The following is a 17077-nucleotide window of genomic DNA, read 5'->3' on the forward strand; positions in this document are numbered from 1 at the left end:
AGAACCAACTCATAAACTTTTCTGCCACAATAATGTAGGTTCCGGGTCGTCAAAATCTGCCTGAACGAATAATCGAATAGATAAGCAACAAAAACATGAGAAAAGCAATGACGAAGCCAATTTCAATCGCCGGGATCTGTGCCAAGAAGCTATTTCCAAAGGTAGCTCCAATGATGAGACCGACTATGACGATGCTAAAGGCAAGTAATGTAATGCTGAAAGACAGTCTGTTTCCAACACGGTCAAGCTTCAGCAGTAACTTATCAATCTGCGGGATGTTCATTTCAAACTTTGCTTTGCCCTTATTCACGTTGGTTAGTGTGCTTTTAAGCTGGTGGGGAAGCTCGAATATGACTTCTGTTATTCCCGTAACTTCTTGCCATAGCTTCGTCAGTGCATTTTTTGGATTTAACCGCTCCAACACCATTTTTTTGCCGTATGGCTGGGCCAGCTGAATCATGCTTAAATCGCTATCCAAATCAGTTATAATCGATTCGATCGTCATCAGGGCTTTGCCAAGCAATGTATAATCCTTTGGAATAGTGATTCTGTACCTTTGAGTAACATTGAAAAGGTCGGCAATCGCATTACCAATATTAATTTCGCTTAATGGAATATTGGCATACCTATCCCGAAGCTCATCCAAGTCTCTCTTAAGTTTGTTTTCGTCAATATCATCCGAGGAAACAGCCATTTGCCGAACAGTTTGCACAAGCAGATCGGTATTCTTTCTCATTAATCCTATAACAAGGCCGGCGAAGTTCTGTTTCATATTATTTGTTAACATGCCGACTTGTCCAAAGTCGATATAGGCAATTTTGTTTTCAGGCAGGAAGAAAATATTTCCAGGGTGTGGATCACCATGATAGAAACCATTAATTAATACCTGATTTAAAAATGAGTGGACAAGCCGGTCAGCAAGCACTTTTTTATCAAAGTTATCATGGGGCAATGCTGCTAATTCACTGAATTTCTTGCCATCGATGTATGCTGTTGTTAACACTTTCTTTGTCGAGTATTCCCAGTACACGCTAGGTATGATGATCTTATCGTTATTTTCAAATTGCTTTTTGATTTTCTCCGTATTTCTTCCTTCCCGAGAATAATCCATTTCACTCCTGATTGCAGTCGCCAGCTCGTCAACGATATCTCTTATTTGATAATGTTTGGCCCAGTTATAATGCTGTTCAATAAGATGTGCGAGATCTCTCAGAATCTCGATATCGTGTTCAACCTGAATTTCTATCTTTGGCCTGCGGACTTTTACAACGACATCTTCTCCTGTCTTTAAGACGGCCCTGTGAACCTGCCCGATTGAAGCAGCGGCAAGGCATTGCTCATCAAAATGGTCAAACAGATCATCACAGGATGCTCCAAGCTCTTGTTCAATAATATGTTTTATGACTGTGCTATTGATCGGTCTGACATCATCTTGAAGCTTTTCCAGCTCCTCAGTAAGCTGGCCTGGGATTAAGTCTCTTCGTATACTTAATAATTGACCAAGCTTGATAAAAGTAGGGCCGAGATCCTCCATTAACAGCCTGAGTCTTTTTCCGAGCGGTTTCGCATTGCCATTAAGATCTGCAGTCATTATTTTTGGAAGGGAGAGCAGGTGAAATAACCCAACTTCTTTTATAATATATCCAAACCCGAATTTCGCTAGAGCCGTAGCTATTTCCCTGTACCGGTGCATGTGCCGAATTTTCTTCATGATCATCATTTTTCACCTGCACTTCTTTTTAGTCCTATTTTTTTGCCGATTGAACAAGGCTATCCAGCTTTTCCTCTAACGTATTTAGCTGTTGTTTTACTTCCTTTAGATCTTCTTCAGTAATAAAGCCAAGGCCTTTTATCATGGAAGTGATTTCTTGACGAAATTGGTCATTCCACTCCTCTTTCTTCCCTTTTCCTTTTTCACCAAGGCCGTCGATGAATTTCTTCGCTTCACTGGGAGCAATGTCCCCTTTGGCTGCCAGTTCATTAATATACTTTTCCGCCTTTTCTTTGCCGGCAAAGGCTGCGCCTAAACCAAGGTAAAAGCCTTTTTTCAGTAAATCGTTCATATTTGTCATCCTTTCAAATTATCTTTTGTATTCTTTACCCGAAAATAGATCATCTTATTATTCTTTTTCGAGGATTTCTTATACAGGTCTGACATTTTTATTATTAGCTTGGGTGTTCACCTATAATCCCCGCTCGGCATATCGTATTTGTGTCAAAGAAATTTTCGTTAAACAGAGGAGTTGTCTGTATTGACTGGAAAGACAATTAACTATTATGCGGGCGGTAATACAGCACAGGGTTTCTATAGTTTATTTGATTCAGCTGTCGGGTCACTTGACCGGTTGTTCATACTTAAAGGCGGACCAGGCACCGGGAAATCCTCGCTGATGAAAACGATCGGCAGTGTTTGGGTTGAAAAAGGGTATGATATCGAATATATTCATTGTTCATCAGATAATGATTCAATTGATGGCATCATTGTGTCCGAATTAGGAATCGGCATTGTGGATGGCACAGCGCCACACGTTATTGAACCAAAAGCCCCAGGAGCTGTAGAAGAATATGTTAACTTAGGAGAGGCTTGGGATTCGAGGAAGTTAGAAAGCCACAGAGAAGAGATTGCTAATTACACAACACGGATTAGCGACGCCTTCCAATCTGTCTATGCCGTGTATGCTGATGCCCTTGCCATTCACGACGAATGGGAGGAAATATATATCAGCAATATGGACGTTGGAAAGGCAGACGCCTTGACAACACGGCTGATTGACTCATTTTTGGGTGAGCAAACATTGGATAAAAAGGCCAAAGTGGAGCATCGATTCTTAGGTGCCGCTACACCGAAGGGTCCAGTGGATTTTATTCAAAATCTTACAGAAGATGTTCCAAAGAGGTATTTTCTAAAAGGGCGCCCAGGGTCCGGAAAATCGACATTGTTGAAAAAACTGGCTCGTTCCGCGGAAAATAAGGGTTTCAATGTGGAGATTTATCATTGCGGCTTTGATCCGCACAGCCTTGATATGGTGATCGTCAGGGAATTAGGCTTTGCTATTTTTGACAGCACTTCACCGCATGAATATTTTCCCGATCGGGAAAGTGATGAAATCATTGATATGTACGAGGAAATTATTGCGCTTGGAACCGATGAAAAGTATGCGGGGGAAATTGAAGATATTTCACAGCGATATGCTGAAAAAATGAAGGAAGCAAACATCTATCTTGCTGAAGCAAAACAGCTGCATGATAAATTAGAGGAATTTTATATTGATGCGATGGATTTTTCTAAAATTGATGACATTCGTGAGACATTGGAAGCCGAATTTGACCGGAGGGCTTTAAAGACAGTGAAGAAATGACGGGTAGAAAAAGAGGCTGGGACAAAATTAAAAGGGTTCATTCATATGCCGAACAATAAAGTTTGAAAAGTATCATTGCAAATGCGAAGCGTAGTCAAAATACGAAAGACTCCTACGGGAACAGCACGTGTCCGAAGACCCCGCAAGAAAGCGGTTTTTGCTTTCTGAGGAGGCTGAGGCCGTGCCCGTGGAAAGCGAAGTATTTTGACGTAGCGCTTCGTTGTTTCTTCTGTATAAATAAAAACCCGAACTATTCAGATAGGATGTCTGAATAAGTTCGGGTTTTTCTATTAGTAAAAAAACCTTCTGTCCTAGCCTCTTTTTCTGTTACCCCCTTCTTTTAAAAGACATTTGACATTTTTCGACATCGATGATAAACTGCGTTGGTCGCAAAAAAACAAAATAAAATTATTCTTTCTTATCGTGAGAGGTGGAGGGACTGGCCCGATGAAACCCGGCAACCGTTAAGCGCTGCTTAAAATGGTGCCAATTCCTGCAAAGCGGATGGCTTTGGAAGATGAGAAGAAGGCGAATAAATAAACCCATGCCTTCCTGCTCATGTTGCGGGAAGGCATTTTTGGTATATGACATCATGACATCGCAAAAGAGAGGTTTTAACTAATGGAGACAAAAAGGGGAAGTTTATTGGCCTTGTTGCCGTTTGTTGTTTTTCTGGTTTTATTTATTGGCACCGGTGTGGTCACGGGTGATTTTTATAAAATTCCTGTGGTTGTTGCGATTCTTATTGCCGCTGTCATTGCTTTGGCAATGAATCGAAAAGAATCGCTCGCAAAAAAAGTTGATATTTTTTGTAAGGGAGCAGGCCATCCCAACATTATGCTGATGGTTATTATATTCCTTTTGGCCGGGGCATTTTCAGAAGTGACGAAAGGGATGGGGGCCGTTGAATCGACGGTTAATATGGCATTGTCTATATTGCCGCAAAACTTATTAATTGCAGGGTTATTTGTGATCGGCTGCTTTATTTCTTTGTCGATGGGGACATCCATGGGAACAATTGTAGCATTGGGCCCGATTGGTGTTGGTATAAGCGGGGAAACGGATATTCCTTTGGCATTGTCAATGGCTGCTGTCGTAGGCGGCGCGATGTTTGGCGATAATTTATCCTTTATTTCAGATACCACAATTGCTGCTGTTCGGACGCAAAATACAAAAATGAAAGATAAATTTAAAACGAACTTTTTTATCGTGCTTCCCGCGGCCATCATAACAATAGCCATTCTCGTCTTTTTGACAATGGGTGTTGAAACTAACATTACAAGGCATAGCTTTGAATGGACGAAAACCCTTCCATACTTGGCTGTATTAATTACTGCCTTAGCGGGTGTGAATGTTATGGTCGTATTAACGGGAGGTATTGCGTTTGCCGGGGTCATCGGGCTGTTAAACGGATCTTATGACTGGCTCAGTCTTCTGCAAAAGATTGGTGATGGTGTAAGTGGCATGCAGGAGCTTGCAATGCTTGCTATTTTAATTGGAGGGACCGTTGAAATTATTAAAAATAATGGTGGAATCGACTATCTACTCCATGTCGTGACCCGTAAGATCAAGGGTAAAAAAGGTGCTGAATTCGGGATTGCCGGGCTCGTCAGTTTAGCTGACCTTTCCACGGCGAATAATACGATTTCAATTATTATTACCGGCCCCTTAGCCAAAAGTATTGCTGAAAAGCACAACATTGATCCGCGCAAATCAGCAAGCCTGCTTGATATTTTTTCATCATGCTGGCAAGGGTTAATTCCATATGGTGCGCAGCTCTTAGCCGCGGCCGGACTCGCTTCCATATCACCGGTGAGCATAATACAGTACTCATTTTATCCGATTTTGATCGGTATTTCTGGTGTGGTTGCTATTCTCATCGAAGGAAGGGGTCAGGCCCGGGCCTGACCCTCTTTTTCCTCTTTCTCTCTTTTCTTTTCCTCTGCGCAAAAAGGTTGCTCTAGACCCACACTTGTTGCGTTTGATACGGTTAATGTAATCTATTCGACGGAGGACGTACATGGAGGATCAATATTATCATTTAAAGCTTGGAGAACGCGGGGCTATTATAAGTATTGTCGCCTATCTTCTTCTATCTGCTTTAAAGCTTATCATAGGTTTTAGCGCTGATTCGGAAGCGTTAAGAGCCGATGGATTAAATAATACAACGGATATAATTGCCTCAATAGCGGTCCTGATTGGGTTAAGGCTTTCGCAAAAGCCCCCTGATAAGGATCACCCCTATGGCCACCGGAAGGCAGAAAGTGTGTCCTCGATGGTTGCCTCCTTTATAATGGCTGCGGTTGGCTTGCAGGTCTTATATCAAGCTGTTCTGTCGTTGTTCGACCAAAAAGGCCATGTTCCTGACTTGCCGGCTGCCTTAACCGCTCTGGTTTCCGCCATAGCAATGTATGGCGTGTACCGCTACAATTTGCAGTTATCAAAAAAAGCGAAGAGTCATGCGTTAAAGGCCGCTGCAAAAGATAATTTATCGGATGCGTGGGTAAGTATTGGGACAGCTGTCGGAATCATTGGATCGCAATTTAACCTGCCTTGGCTTGACCCATTGACTGCTTTAATAGTAGGGCTCTTAATTTGTAAAACAGCTTGGGATATTTTCAGTGAGTCATCACATTATTTAACGGACGGTTTTGACGAAGGGAAGTTAGAAGACTATAAAGACACAGTTGCTGCTATACCGGGAATTACTGCTGTTGACAACATAAAGGCAAGGTCTTATGGGACGCAGATCATTGCTGATGTTATCATCCATGTCGAGCCGTCTATGGATGTCCAAAAGAGTCATGATCTTACCGAACAAATTGAAAAGGTCCTTGCTGAGGAACATCAAATAAGGGAAGTTCATGTCCATGTAGAACCGGATAAAGCCTGAGTATGCAAAACTGGGTTATAAATGATGATCTGCATAATGCAAAAGGGTATGTTTTGTTCCCTTATCTTCTTGAATACTTAAAAAGATAAACTTTGATTGCTGCTCTTTCGTTTGGCATTAAAATTGCATATAAAAATTTTAATGTTAAGGAAGGAGGAATATTTTGAAACAGTCCGCAACGCTTATTAATCCCTACCACGGTGTCGTTGAGAAGATTACCATTGAGAAAGATGAACGGATATATGAATGGGACCCGCTATTTACAATAAAAACGACTAATGGGCATTTGGAGACCGTTCGTGTTGGACTATGCGGTCTTATTGATTCATTAGAAGTAGGCGTAGGGGACCAAGTGAAACCGGGAATGGTTTTAGCTCATGTTAATGAGGATTTAATGATTTCAGGAAGCGATTAAAAGTCATTTAGCGAAACAATCGAAAAGGGATATTTAAAACCTGGCTTACCTGAGCCGGGTTTTTACGTTTGCCATATTTTTATATTGACTGAAATGAATATTCAAAATATAATAGAAAACATAACATTTCATGTGAGGAGATCTAACATGGATATAATTGATGGGTTTTATAATCATATTGTTCTGCGGATTCCGCCGGATAATTTAACTCATATATTGCAACGCATAAAGAATAAAACGGAACAAGAAATAGAGAATATCAAAAGCAAGATTAGTAAATATGAAGAAAAAAAGCGTGCTGAGGCAGCGTTGTATCAATCATTGACACCTTTTAAAAAGTTATTTGCAGGCCGTCCACCCAGCCATCACCAAGCTGTGGAATACATGTTTTTTGTCAAAGAACGATTTAAAAAAATAGATAAACTGAAAAAAAGGATCGACGATATAGAGGGTGTCATTCAGCTTCTAGGTGAATCGAAGACTGATAAGATCGTCCTATCTTCTGCCTTAATTAAAGAGATTAAGGCATTTAAAGAAATGGAGGAAAGATGAGGATGACCATAAATGGATTAAGTATGGGTTTAAATACAACATGGGTCGTGCTGACTGCAGCTATGATTCTCCTTATGGAGGGCGGCTTTGCTCTATTGGAAGCTGGCTTTGTCCGCTATAAAAATAACGTCAACATTATCATGAAAATTTTTGCTGATATAACCATAGGGACACTTTGTTTTTACTTTATTGGTTTCGGTTTAATGTATGGAGCGGATTTATTTGGAATCATTGGATTCAATGGATTCATGCTGAAGGGGGATTTATCACATTTAAATATCCCCGTATCATTGGAGGCGTTCCTGCTATTTCAGACCGCTTTTGTCATTGCGACGATTTCGATTGTTTCTGGAGCAGTGGCGGAAAGGATAAATTTCCGTGCTTATTTACTTTATACCGTTTTAATGACAGCTTTTATCTACCCCGTGGCAGGTCATTGGGTATGGGGCGGGGGATGGATCAGTAAGCTAGGGATGCTGGATTTTGCCGGATCAGCAGTTATTCATGCGATGGGAGGATTTTCGGCCCTTGCAGCGGCCATATTTATTGGACCTAGGACAGGAAAATTCACCTCCCAGGGGACCAGTTCCATTGCCTTGCCAAGCAACCTTCCTTTGGCGTCGGTAGGCAGCTTTTTGTTATGGTTCGGCTGGTTCGGCTTTAATGCGGGTAGCACGTTGAGTGCGACAGATGGACGGATTGGCCATATTGCTGTTGTCACCATGTTATCTGCAGCGGCAGGCGGAGCCGTAACCCTAATTTACACATTATTTCGTTATAATCGCTCGGATGCCCCGTCTGTGATAAATGGGTCCCTGGCTGGCCTTGTAGGCATTACAGCGGGGTGTGCGTTTGTCAGTGATCTGTCGGCTATTTTAATAGGCGCCGTATCCGGTCTGTTGATGTTGTTTGCAACAAATTGGCTTGAGGCAAAGCGCATTGATGATCCTGTAGGGGCGTTTCCAGTCCATGCTGTCTCTGGAATGTGGGGCACCATTGCTTTAGGTCTATTCTCGGAGAAAGAGGGTCTTTTTTCAGGGGGCGGTTTACACTTATTAAGCGTACAAATATTAGGTTTAATCGTCCTATGCATTTGGGGCTTTTCGATGACATGGGTTGGGTTGAAACTTATTGCATTATGGGTGCCGATTAGGTCAACTGAAGAAGAAGAGGAGGTGGGACTGGATGTCAGTTATCATGGCATCATGGCTGCTAACAGGTCACATGAGTTTATTGAGCACCAAGACCGTTATCAATAAAATTTCATAAAAAGGTTATGAAAATAGTCATTGACCCGTTATGTTCCTTATGATAGATTTATAGAAATATTAAAAACTTAATATTAGCTTTTAAAGTTTCAAGAGATTGAATGAAAAGGGAAATCAGTGCAAAGCTGATGCAGCCCCCGCTACTGTAATCGCTGATGAAATTGGAAGCGTCCACTGGTCAAAGACCGGGAAGGACCAAGAGTAAAACGAAGCGAAAGCCAGGAGACCTGCTTTAGAAGTGGCTTGTATTATTCTTCGGTGGGAAGAGTAAAATGTTTTTATGCATGTGCCTTTTGACATTATAACTGTGTGCATTTTATAAAACGTTTGACATTCAACCTTAGTCCCGCCGGCTAAGGTTTTCTTTATTTTAAATTGGACTGGAGGAATTGTAATTGGGGAAATCTTTAAGCTCTAATTTAGGGTACCCAAGAATTGGGGAGCAACGCGAGTGGAAAAAAGCATTGGAAAAGTTCTGGTCTGGACAAGTAGACAAAGAAGTTTTTTTATCAGAGTTAAAAAAGCTAAGGTTTAAATCTTTGCAAAAGCAAAAGGAAAAAGGGATCGATCTTATCCCTGTCGGTGACTTTTCCCTTTATGATCAAGTATTAGACACATCGGTTATGTTCGGCATTATACCCGAAAGGTTCTCATACGATGAGGGCCCGGTTTCAATTGACACCTATTTTGATATTGCTCGAGGGAATAAAGGTGCTGTGGCATCGGAAATGACGAAATGGTTTAACACAAACTACCATTATATCGTTCCCGAACTGCAAGGTGCTAAGCCAAAAATAACTGAAAATCGCCCCTTATTTTATTACCGCGAAGCAAAAGAGGAGCTCAAAATCGAGGGGAAGCCAGTTATCTTAGGTCCGGTTACTTTTGTGAAACTGGCCAAAGGTTATGAACCGGAACAGTTCGATGCGATCCTTGAACAGCTCATCCCGCTGTATGCCGAGATTCTGCAACAGCTAGAAGCAGAGGGTGTCCAGTGGGTACAAATGGATGAACCGATTCTTTCAACAACGTTGCATTCATCGGATATTGATAGATTTAAGAAGGTGTACGAGGCTTTAAATAGCGCAGTACCGAAATTGAATCTTTTGCTGCAAACCTATTTTGAGGGCATAGATGACTATCAAGACATTGTGAACTTGCCTGTCCAAGGGATTGGGCTGGATTTTGTTCATGATGCCGGCAAGAACCTTGCCTCCATTCATCAGCATGGTTTTCCTGAAGACAAAGTCCTTGCCGCAGGGGTCATCGATGGACAAAATATTTGGCGCTCGGATCTCAGTGAAAAACATGACCTGCTTCAAAACATAACAAATGCTGTTCCTGCCGAACGTCTGATCATTCAGCCGTCCGCAAGTCTTCTCCATGTCCCTGTCACGGTCAAAAATGAACAGTTTGATCCTGTACTGCAGAAGGGCCTTTCTTTTGCAGATGAAAAACTTGTGGAAGTTAGTCTTTTATCAAAAGGGATTAACGGAGGACGGAAGGCAGTAGAGAAAGAGATAAATGAAAGCACTGCAGCTGTATATGCTCTCAATCAGTCTGGAGATCGTAACGTTTTATCTGTCCAGGAAGAGATTCGTCAGCTTTCCGGATATCGTGCCGAACGGGAAGCCCCGTTTAATAAAAGGAAGAAAGTTCAGGAAGCAAGTTTCGGCTTGCCATTCCTTCCGACAACAACCATTGGCAGCCTGCCGCAAACAGCTGAGGTTAGAAAGGCAAGGCGAGAGTGGCGGAAGGGTGAATGGAGCGATGATCAATACGGACAATATGTTAAGGATCAAATTAAGAGTTGGATTGCCATACAGGAAGAGATAGGACTTGATGTTCTTGTTCACGGCGAATTTGAACGCAATGATATGGTCGAATATTTCGGTGAGAAGCTTGGCGGATTTGTTACGTCCAAGAACGGGTGGGTTCAATCTTACGGATCCCGTTGTGTTAAACCCCCGATCATATACGGCGATGTTGCTTTCCGCGAACCTATGACCTTAAAAGAAAGCGTCTATGCGCAATCGCTGACGGAAAAGCCTGTTAAAGGCATGCTTACGGGTCCAATTACCATTCTAAATTGGTCGTTTGTCCGTGACGACATTCCGCAGCATGAGGTTACCCACCAAATTGCATTAGCTTTAAGAAAAGAAGTGGAAGCATTAGAGTGTGAGGGCATTAATATGATTCAAGTTGATGAGCCGGCCTTGCGTGAGGGCCTGCCGCTCAAGAAAGAGAAGTGGGAAAACTATTTAAAGCATGCTGTGTATTCATTTAAATTAGCAACTGCTTCAGTGAAAAATGAAACGCAAATTCACACACATATGTGCTATTCGAACTTCGACGATATTATTGATGCGATTCATGCCCTTGATGCCGATGTCCTGGCGATTGAGGCAGCGCGAAGCCATGGCGGGTTAATCAAGACCTTCGAAGACAAAGCTTACGATCAAGGTCTTGGTCTCGGTGTCTATGATATTCACAGCCCGCGTGTCCCAAGCGTCGAAGAAATTATCGATATCCTTGACCGTGCGCTTAGAACGCTCGATCCGGAACTATTCTGGATAAACCCAGACTGCGGATTGAAAACCCGAAACGAGAAAGAGGTTATTGAATCGCTTAAATCAATGGTAGCAGCTGCTCATCTTGCCCGTGAAAAGCGACTGTCAGCTGAAACACCATAATATGCCAAAAGATCGGACATGATTTGTCCGGTCTTTTCTATTGGTTAATCAGAAAGTATACTTTCTGACGCACATAAGTGCAACTACGCCTCTGTCTTCACCAAAGGTTCGCCAATCGGCGAGTTTTCTTTACCGTTCGTCCTCTATAATTCTGAAAGTTTATACATTTCATTTCAGGGAATAAAATGAGCAGTGGGAAAAATAAGGTAAAGGGTGGCCAACTTTAATTGGAAACTTATTCTTGGCAGAAACGTATGAAGAGATGGTATCTTAATTATTTTGAAAGGGGAACACAATATGAAAAGGATATTTAGCTTGGTAATCGGGGCTGTTTTGCTCATTGCCTTAACGGCGTGTGGCGCTTCCGGTCCAAAAAACGCAAGTGAAGTTTTGGAAAAGGCGCAAAAAGCCTCACAGGATCTAAAAAGCTTTAACGCCGATACAACAACCAACATGGATATGGAGGTTCAAGGGCAAAAGATCCACACGTCAACAATAGGGTCAGTAGATTATCAGAAGGAACCGCTGCTAATTTATACGAAACAAAAAACAAGCAACCCTAAGAACGCCGGTCAAACCATGAACATTGACATGTACATGACCAAAGATAATCTTTATATGCAAAGCCCTATGAAGCCAGGCGAATGGGTAAAACTAGATAATCCGCAAAGTGCCATGCTTGATAAGTTAACGAAGGGCAATGCCGCCGACATCGAAAAACAATTAAAAAGTTTAAAAGGATTTGCCAAGGATTTTAAGCTGGAAGAGAAAGACAAGAATTATGTCCTGACTTATAAAGGTAAGGGAGCAGACTTTGATAAATTCGTTAAGAAAATGGTAAAAGACCAAATGCCCAATATGGATCAATTTAAGGAAGCTATGAAAAATGTAAAATATGATAATGTCTCCTTTACTTATACTTTTGATAAAGAGAAATTTTTGCCTCAAGAAATGAAGATGACAATGAACATGACTGTGACCAATCCTAACGATGAGACACAGAAAATGAAGATGAAAGTCAAATCCAGCAGTGAGTACAAGGACTTTAATAATGTTAAAGTTACTATCCCGGATGATGTGAAACAAAATGCAAAAGAAGTCAAAATGCCAGATATGGAAACGACAACAACACAAACACAATAATACAACAGAGGTCCTTCCTAACGGATGATATGTTGGGAAGGACTTACTATTGGTGCAAAACATTTATAAGAGATCTGGTAAAATAGAAGACGAGGTTAATAAACGAAAGAGGGCGAATGCTGTGATAGAGCATATTGTATTATTTAAATTTAATGATGCCGCAACAAATGAACAAAAAGAAGAAGGAATGAAGCGTCTTCGCCAACTTAAGTCCGTCTTGCCGGGTATACTGGATATTCAAACGAACCACAATTTTTCCGACCGGAATAAAGGCTATGACATGGGGCTGACAGTCCGTTTTGAATCGAAGGAAGCTTTGGAAAATTACGGCCCTTCGCCAGAACATCAAGCTGTCGTTTCTTACTTAGACGAAATTGGCGTGATAGACAAACTTGCTGTTGATTTTGTGATAGACTCGCAAGAATAATGACCAAATGGAGCCCGTGCAAAAAATCAGCGCGGGCTCCTACTTGTCCCTTCCAATCCGTCTTATTTTAGCAACGAAATATAACAATACTGGGATGACGGTAGAAGTAATAATCCCGAAAAGGCTAAGGAAATGGCCAAAGCTAGTGACTTCATTAAAATTTTTTGGCAGCAAACTTATCAGATAGATCAGCGGTGCCAAAGTAAAAATGATGGTGACTTTTTTGACCCCTTTAAAAATAGAACTGATGGCTAGCACAGAGCCATCAAAATATATGGAAGATGCAGTGAAGATCTTCATGATCCAGACAGTGTAAAACAATGTTTCCGCCCGTTCGAATATACCGCCGGGAATTTCCACTTCTTTTGCAAGCTCAACGGTTGGAAAGAGCAGATTTCTTGTTGCGATATTAGAATAAACACCGATGGTTATGATATATATAAACAAATATAAGATAATTGGTACGCATATGCCGATGACGGCAGGTTTTACAGTTTTTTCATTAGGCCTCATTATAATAGTGTAAAATAAGAGAAATTCCCACCCGGTTAGTATATAATATGAATCCCTCACTCCTCTTAAGTACCCCGTCCAATTTGTTTTAAATAAAGGGAATAGATGCTTCGGATCAAAAACCGACAAGGCGCCAATGAGCAAAATCAGAAGGACGATGAGAACAATCGGCAAAAATAAAATGTTTAAACGGAACAACGCAGCTCTCGACCCCGCTACAGCATAGGTCAAGACTAATAGAAAAACAAATGATATGACCTCTTTTGGCGTTTCATCAAGCAAATATTGGTTGGTCAATATGGCTATATACCTTACCTCAAAGGCTGTTAAAAGAATGAAATAAATAATCATTAATATGGTAAATAAAACCGATAGTGGTTTTGTAACAAGCTTGGAACTGTAATCCAAGAATGACTCGTTTGGGAAACGTAACATCAATTTTGCGGTGATCCAAGTAAAAAGGATTGAAACTGAGCCGGCTATTAGAAGGGAAACCCATCCGTCTGCAAATTTTGTCGTTGCCGCTATGGTACGCGGAAGGGAAAGAATGTTGACCCCTATAATAAGGGAGGCGATTGCAAAGCCAATTTCTCTTTGTCCGATTTTCTCATCAGCGTAATCGAATGGTTTCAAGCCATCCCCTCCTTGTCCTCTCTTATCCGCCGTATTTTAGCTATTAAAAGCAAAAGGGCGGGAATAATGAAAGCCGCAAAGTAGGCCATAAAGCTAATGAAATGGCCGAAGTTAGTGACCTCGATAAAACTCTTGGGCAACATGCTAATCACATAGATTATAGGTGCCAAAATAAAAATGATGATGGCTTTTTTGGTTTTTTTAAAAATAGAGCTGATAGTCATCACAGAGACATCATAAAATATGGAAGCTGTTGAAAAGATTGTCATAATCCACACGGTAAAGAATAATGTTTCCGCCCGTTCGAAAATACCGCCGGGGATCTCCACTTCCTTTGCAAGTTCCACGGTTGGAAAGACGAGGTTTCTTGTTACTATGTTCGAATAGACACCGATAGTGACAATATAAAGTAATAAATATAAGATAATTGGCACACACATGCCGATAATGGCAGGCTTTACGGCTTTTACAGGGGGCCGTATTAGAGCGCTATAAATTAGGAGAATCTCCCATCCGGTCATGGCAAGAAAGGATCCCTTCACCCCTTTTAAGTACCCCATCCAATTTGTTTTAAATAAAGGGAATAAATGCTTTGGATCAAAAACCGATAAGGCTCCTATGAGTAAAATCAAAAGGACGATCACAACGATCGGCAAAAATAGAATGTTTAATCGGAACAATGCAGCTCTCGACCCTGCGACTGCATAGATTACAAGCAGAAGAAAAACAAATGAAATGATTTCTTTCGGCGTTTCATCGAGCAAATACTGCTTTGTCAATATAGCTATATAATTTATTTCAAAGGCAGTAAAAAGTACGAAATAAAGAATCATGAATAAGGTTAAAGAAAGAGCTAAGGGCTTTGAAATAAGTTTGGAACTGTAGTCCAAAAACGATTGATTAGGGAAGCGGGATACTAGTGTTGCGGTGATCCATGTGAAAAGGAGTGAAAGTAAACCCGCTATAAGAACTGAAACCCAGCCGTCTGCAAATTTCGTAGTATCCGCTACGACACGCGGAAGTGAAAGGATGCTAACCCCAATAACAAGGGAGGGGAGGGCAAAGCCAATTTCTTTTTGTCCAATTTTCTCATCAGCGTAATCGAATGGTTTCAAGCTGTCCCCTCCAATACTCTAGGATAGTTTTCCACAATTAACTTTTCCCTTTTGTCCCCATTATTTTAGCTATTAAAAACAAAGATCCGGGAATAATGGCGGATGTAATGAAACCCATTAAGCCAAGGAAATGGCCAAAATTAGTGACCTCGATAAAGCTTTTGGGCAGCATGCCGATTAGATAGATCAATGGGGCCAAAATAAAAATGATGATGACTTTTTTGGCTTTTTTAAAAATTGAATTGACAGCCATCACGGATACATCGAAAAATATAGAAGCTGTCGAAAAGATCGTCATGATCCAGACGGTAAAGAATAATGTTTCCGCCCGTTCGAAAATACCGCCGGGGATCTCCACTTCCTTTGCAAGTTCCACGGTTGGAAAGACGAGGTTTCTTGTTACTATGTTCGAATAGACACCGATGGTTACGATATATAGCAGCAAATACAAAATAATTGGCACACACATGCCGATGATGGCAGGCTTCACAGCTTTTACCGGCGGTTTCATTAAAGCAGCATAAAATAAAAGTATTTCCCAACCAGTCATGGCAGGAAAAGAATTCTTCATGCCTTCTGCATATCCTTTCCAGTTAGTTTTAAATAAAGGAAATAAATGCTTCCAGTCAAAGATCGACATGGCGCCAATGAGTAAGATTAAGAGGACGATGACGACAATTGGAAGAAACAAGACGTTTAAACGAAACAATGCCGCTCTCGACCCTGCAACCGCATATATGACAAGCAGAAGGAAATCAAATGAAATGACTTCTCCCGGCGTGTCCTTGAGCAAATATTGGTTGGTCAATATGGCTATATACCTTACCTCATAGGCAGTAAAAATAATAAAATAAAAAGCCATGAATAAGGTTAATAAAAAAGCCAAGGGTTTTGAAATAAGCTTGGAACTATAATCAAAAAAGGGCTGGTTAGGGAAGCGTGATACTAATGATGCGGTCATCCATGTAAAAAGGATTGCAAATAGACCACTTATAAGAAGGGGTACCCAACCATCTGAAAACTCTGTTGCATCAGCAATGACACGCGGAAGCGAAAGAATAATAACACCAATGACAAGGGAGGGGATGGCAAAGCCAATTTCTTTTTGTCCAATTTTCTCATCAGCGTAATCGAATGGTTTCACACTTTCCCCTCCTAGTTATTTCTTTGCCTTCTTTTTCTCCTTTTTCTTCTTCCCCTTCTTTTGCTTTTGCTGTTTGTTCTTCCAAGGAGGATCGGCTGCTTTGTGTATTTTCTGATTTACAAAGTAAATAAGAACTGGGATGACAAAGGACAGGACTGCAATAGACAGGACCAATAGTGACGGTTTATAATCTAAAATGAACTTCCACATTTATTGATGTCCTCTCCATATTATTTAAATTTCGATTCAATGACCGTTCCCGAAGATTTGACATTCACATGAGTTTTGACCGTGATAGTGCTCTTAGCAAAATAGTTCTCGCCACGATCCCAATTTGATTTTATTGATTGCCACAGATCATAGTGGTTTCTTTGGAGGTAATCCCCTAATCCAAGAGCATCGGTATTTAAATCATCTTGAAGCTTCTTAATAGCTTCGCCTGTTAAACGCTTAATCTGTTTCCCCACCGCTTTTTCCACCTTCGCCATTTGGGCAGGATCTGTGAAATCAATCGTTTGCAATGACTCGGCGACAATCCCGCTTGCATCAATTGAGACAGTAAAGTGAATATGATTTTTGTCCGTAACATCCGCTTTAATGCTGCTCTTAGCCCGTTGCAAATCGAAAGCAAATTGGTCATGGTCGATGCTGGCTGATATATAACCGCCCTTAGCCTTACCTGTTATGTAATTTAACCCCGATGTTTCATCTGAATTTAAAAAGCCGGCCAGCTGGTTCTTATAATCGAAGACTGCCGCGCCGTCGAGCCTTGCTTCGTTATTTTTGGTAACAACTACGGTTGGTATAATAAAAGCTTTCTTTTTTAACTTAGACGGCACAACTAGCACAATAGACTAGTTGTGCCCGTTCCATTTGCTTTCAATGTTGCTCAAATATGTACCTGGGTCTTGTTTAAATCTTC

The 17077-nt window shown here is 41.2% G+C and carries 16 protein-coding genes and 2 riboswitches; of the genes, 9 read left to right on the forward strand and 7 right to left on the reverse strand.

Features of this window, described 5'->3' with window-relative positions; all coding sequences use genetic code 11:
- Window positions 1-49: 49 nt before the first annotated feature.
- Window positions 50-1720 (reverse strand): ABC1 kinase family protein, encoded by a 1671-nt coding sequence (locus tag EV207_RS07320; protein ID WP_243646983.1) that lies wholly within the window; start codon window positions 1718-1720, stop codon window positions 50-52.
- Window positions 1721-1745: 25 nt separating this feature from the next.
- The gene (locus EV207_RS07325) at window positions 1746-2063 is read right to left on the reverse strand and encodes a phasin family protein (protein ID WP_132745187.1); all 318 of its coding nucleotides are present in this window, start codon (window positions 2061-2063) and stop codon (window positions 1746-1748) included.
- Between the two features lie 189 nt (window positions 2064-2252).
- On the opposite strand from EV207_RS07325, the gene EV207_RS07330 reads away from it, so the two are divergent.
- The 9 genes from EV207_RS07330 to EV207_RS07370 all read left to right on the forward strand — a co-directional run bounded on the left by EV207_RS07330 (window position 2253) and on the right by EV207_RS07370 (window position 12750).
- On the forward strand, window positions 2253-3359 hold the full coding sequence (locus EV207_RS07330) for a PRK06851 family protein (protein ID WP_132745189.1): 1107 nt from the start codon (window positions 2253-2255) through the stop codon (window positions 3357-3359).
- A gap of 415 nt (window positions 3360-3774) precedes the next feature.
- A riboswitch (SAM riboswitch) is annotated at window positions 3775-3883 on the forward strand.
- 97 nt (window positions 3884-3980) lie between these two features.
- Window positions 3981-5267 (forward strand): Na+/H+ antiporter NhaC family protein, encoded by a 1287-nt coding sequence (locus tag EV207_RS07335; protein WP_132745191.1) that lies wholly within the window; start codon window positions 3981-3983, stop codon window positions 5265-5267.
- Window positions 5268-5379: 112 nt separating this feature from the next.
- Window positions 5380-6252: a cation diffusion facilitator family transporter gene (locus tag EV207_RS07340; RefSeq protein ID WP_132745193.1), complete on the forward strand. Its 873-nt coding sequence runs from the start codon at window positions 5380-5382 to the stop codon at window positions 6250-6252.
- A gap of 163 nt (window positions 6253-6415) precedes the next feature.
- Complete coding sequence (locus tag EV207_RS07345; protein WP_132745195.1) at window positions 6416-6667, forward strand: biotin/lipoyl attachment domain-containing protein; 252 nt, start codon at window positions 6416-6418, stop codon at window positions 6665-6667.
- 147 nt (window positions 6668-6814) lie between these two features.
- The gene (locus EV207_RS07350) at window positions 6815-7219 is read left to right on the forward strand and encodes a hypothetical protein (RefSeq protein WP_132745197.1); all 405 of its coding nucleotides are present in this window, start codon (window positions 6815-6817) and stop codon (window positions 7217-7219) included.
- Between the two features lie 2 nt (window positions 7220-7221).
- On the forward strand, window positions 7222-8478 hold the full coding sequence (locus EV207_RS07355) for an ammonium transporter (protein WP_132745199.1): 1257 nt from the start codon (window positions 7222-7224) through the stop codon (window positions 8476-8478).
- Window positions 8479-8554: 76 nt separating this feature from the next.
- Window positions 8555-8736: riboswitch (cobalamin riboswitch) on the forward strand.
- Window positions 8737-8882: 146 nt separating this feature from the next.
- A complete protein-coding gene (gene metE, locus EV207_RS07360) occupies window positions 8883-11180 on the forward strand; it encodes a 5-methyltetrahydropteroyltriglutamate--homocysteine S-methyltransferase (RefSeq protein WP_132745201.1) in 2298 nt (765 codons plus the stop codon).
- Window positions 11181-11477: 297 nt separating this feature from the next.
- Window positions 11478-12323: a DUF6612 family protein gene (locus EV207_RS07365; RefSeq protein ID WP_132745203.1), complete on the forward strand. Its 846-nt coding sequence runs from the start codon at window positions 11478-11480 to the stop codon at window positions 12321-12323.
- A gap of 52 nt (window positions 12324-12375) precedes the next feature.
- Window positions 12376-12750 (forward strand): Dabb family protein, encoded by a 375-nt coding sequence (locus EV207_RS07370; protein ID WP_243646985.1) that lies wholly within the window; start codon window positions 12376-12378, stop codon window positions 12748-12750.
- A 39-nt stretch (window positions 12751-12789) separates the two neighbouring features.
- On the opposite strand, the gene EV207_RS07375 is transcribed toward EV207_RS07370, so the two are convergent.
- Genes EV207_RS07375 through EV207_RS07395 form a run of 5 tightly spaced genes read right to left on the reverse strand, consistent with a single transcriptional unit; the run spans window position 12790 to window position 16994 of the window.
- Window positions 12790-13896: a GerAB/ArcD/ProY family transporter gene (locus tag EV207_RS07375; protein WP_132745205.1), complete on the reverse strand. Its 1107-nt coding sequence runs from the start codon at window positions 13894-13896 to the stop codon at window positions 12790-12792.
- On the reverse strand, window positions 13893-15011 hold the full coding sequence (locus tag EV207_RS07380; RefSeq protein ID WP_165886859.1) for a GerAB/ArcD/ProY family transporter: 1119 nt from the start codon (window positions 15009-15011) through the stop codon (window positions 13893-13895). The genes EV207_RS07375 and EV207_RS07380 overlap by 4 nt, the downstream gene beginning before the upstream one ends.
- A 37-nt stretch (window positions 15012-15048) precedes the next feature.
- Window positions 15049-16155 carry a GerAB/ArcD/ProY family transporter gene (locus EV207_RS07385; RefSeq protein WP_132745209.1) on the reverse strand — a complete coding sequence of 369 codons (1107 nt, stop codon included), beginning with the start codon at window positions 16153-16155 and terminating at the stop codon, window positions 15049-15051.
- Window positions 16156-16170: 15 nt separating this feature from the next.
- Entirely contained in the window at window positions 16171-16365 is a 195-nt protein-coding gene (locus tag EV207_RS07390) for a hypothetical protein (protein ID WP_132745211.1), read from the reverse strand.
- A gap of 20 nt (window positions 16366-16385) precedes the next feature.
- Window positions 16386-16994 (reverse strand): Ger(x)C family spore germination C-terminal domain-containing protein, encoded by a 609-nt coding sequence (locus tag EV207_RS07395; protein WP_165886860.1) that lies wholly within the window; start codon window positions 16992-16994, stop codon window positions 16386-16388.
- Window positions 16995-17077: the final 83 nt, after the last annotated feature.

It is taken from the genome of Scopulibacillus darangshiensis (assembly GCF_004341035.1).
GTDB classification, from domain to species: domain Bacteria; phylum Bacillota; class Bacilli; order Bacillales; family Sporolactobacillaceae; genus Scopulibacillus; species Scopulibacillus darangshiensis.

Bases quoted from the DNA above. Each gene is read 5' to 3' on its own strand.
- EV207_RS07320 (WP_243646983.1), bottom strand. From the start codon at position 1,720: ATGATGATCATGAAGAAAATTCGGCACATGCACCGGTACAGGGAAATA.
- EV207_RS07325 (WP_132745187.1), bottom strand. From the start codon at position 2,063: ATGAACGATTTACTGAAAAAAGGCTTTTACCTTGGTTTAGGCGCAGCC.
- EV207_RS07335 (WP_132745191.1), top strand. From the start codon at position 3,981: ATGGAGACAAAAAGGGGAAGTTTATTGGCCTTGTTGCCGTTTGTTGTT.
- EV207_RS07340 (WP_132745193.1), top strand. From the start codon at position 5,380: ATGGAGGATCAATATTATCATTTAAAGCTTGGAGAACGCGGGGCTATT.
- EV207_RS07350 (WP_132745197.1), top strand. From the start codon at position 6,815: ATGGATATAATTGATGGGTTTTATAATCATATTGTTCTGCGGATTCCG.
- EV207_RS07355 (WP_132745199.1), top strand. From the start codon at position 7,222: ATGACCATAAATGGATTAAGTATGGGTTTAAATACAACATGGGTCGTG.
- EV207_RS07365 (WP_132745203.1), top strand. From the start codon at position 11,478: ATGAAAAGGATATTTAGCTTGGTAATCGGGGCTGTTTTGCTCATTGCC.
- EV207_RS07390 (WP_132745211.1), bottom strand. From the start codon at position 16,365: ATGTGGAAGTTCATTTTAGATTATAAACCGTCACTATTGGTCCTGTCT.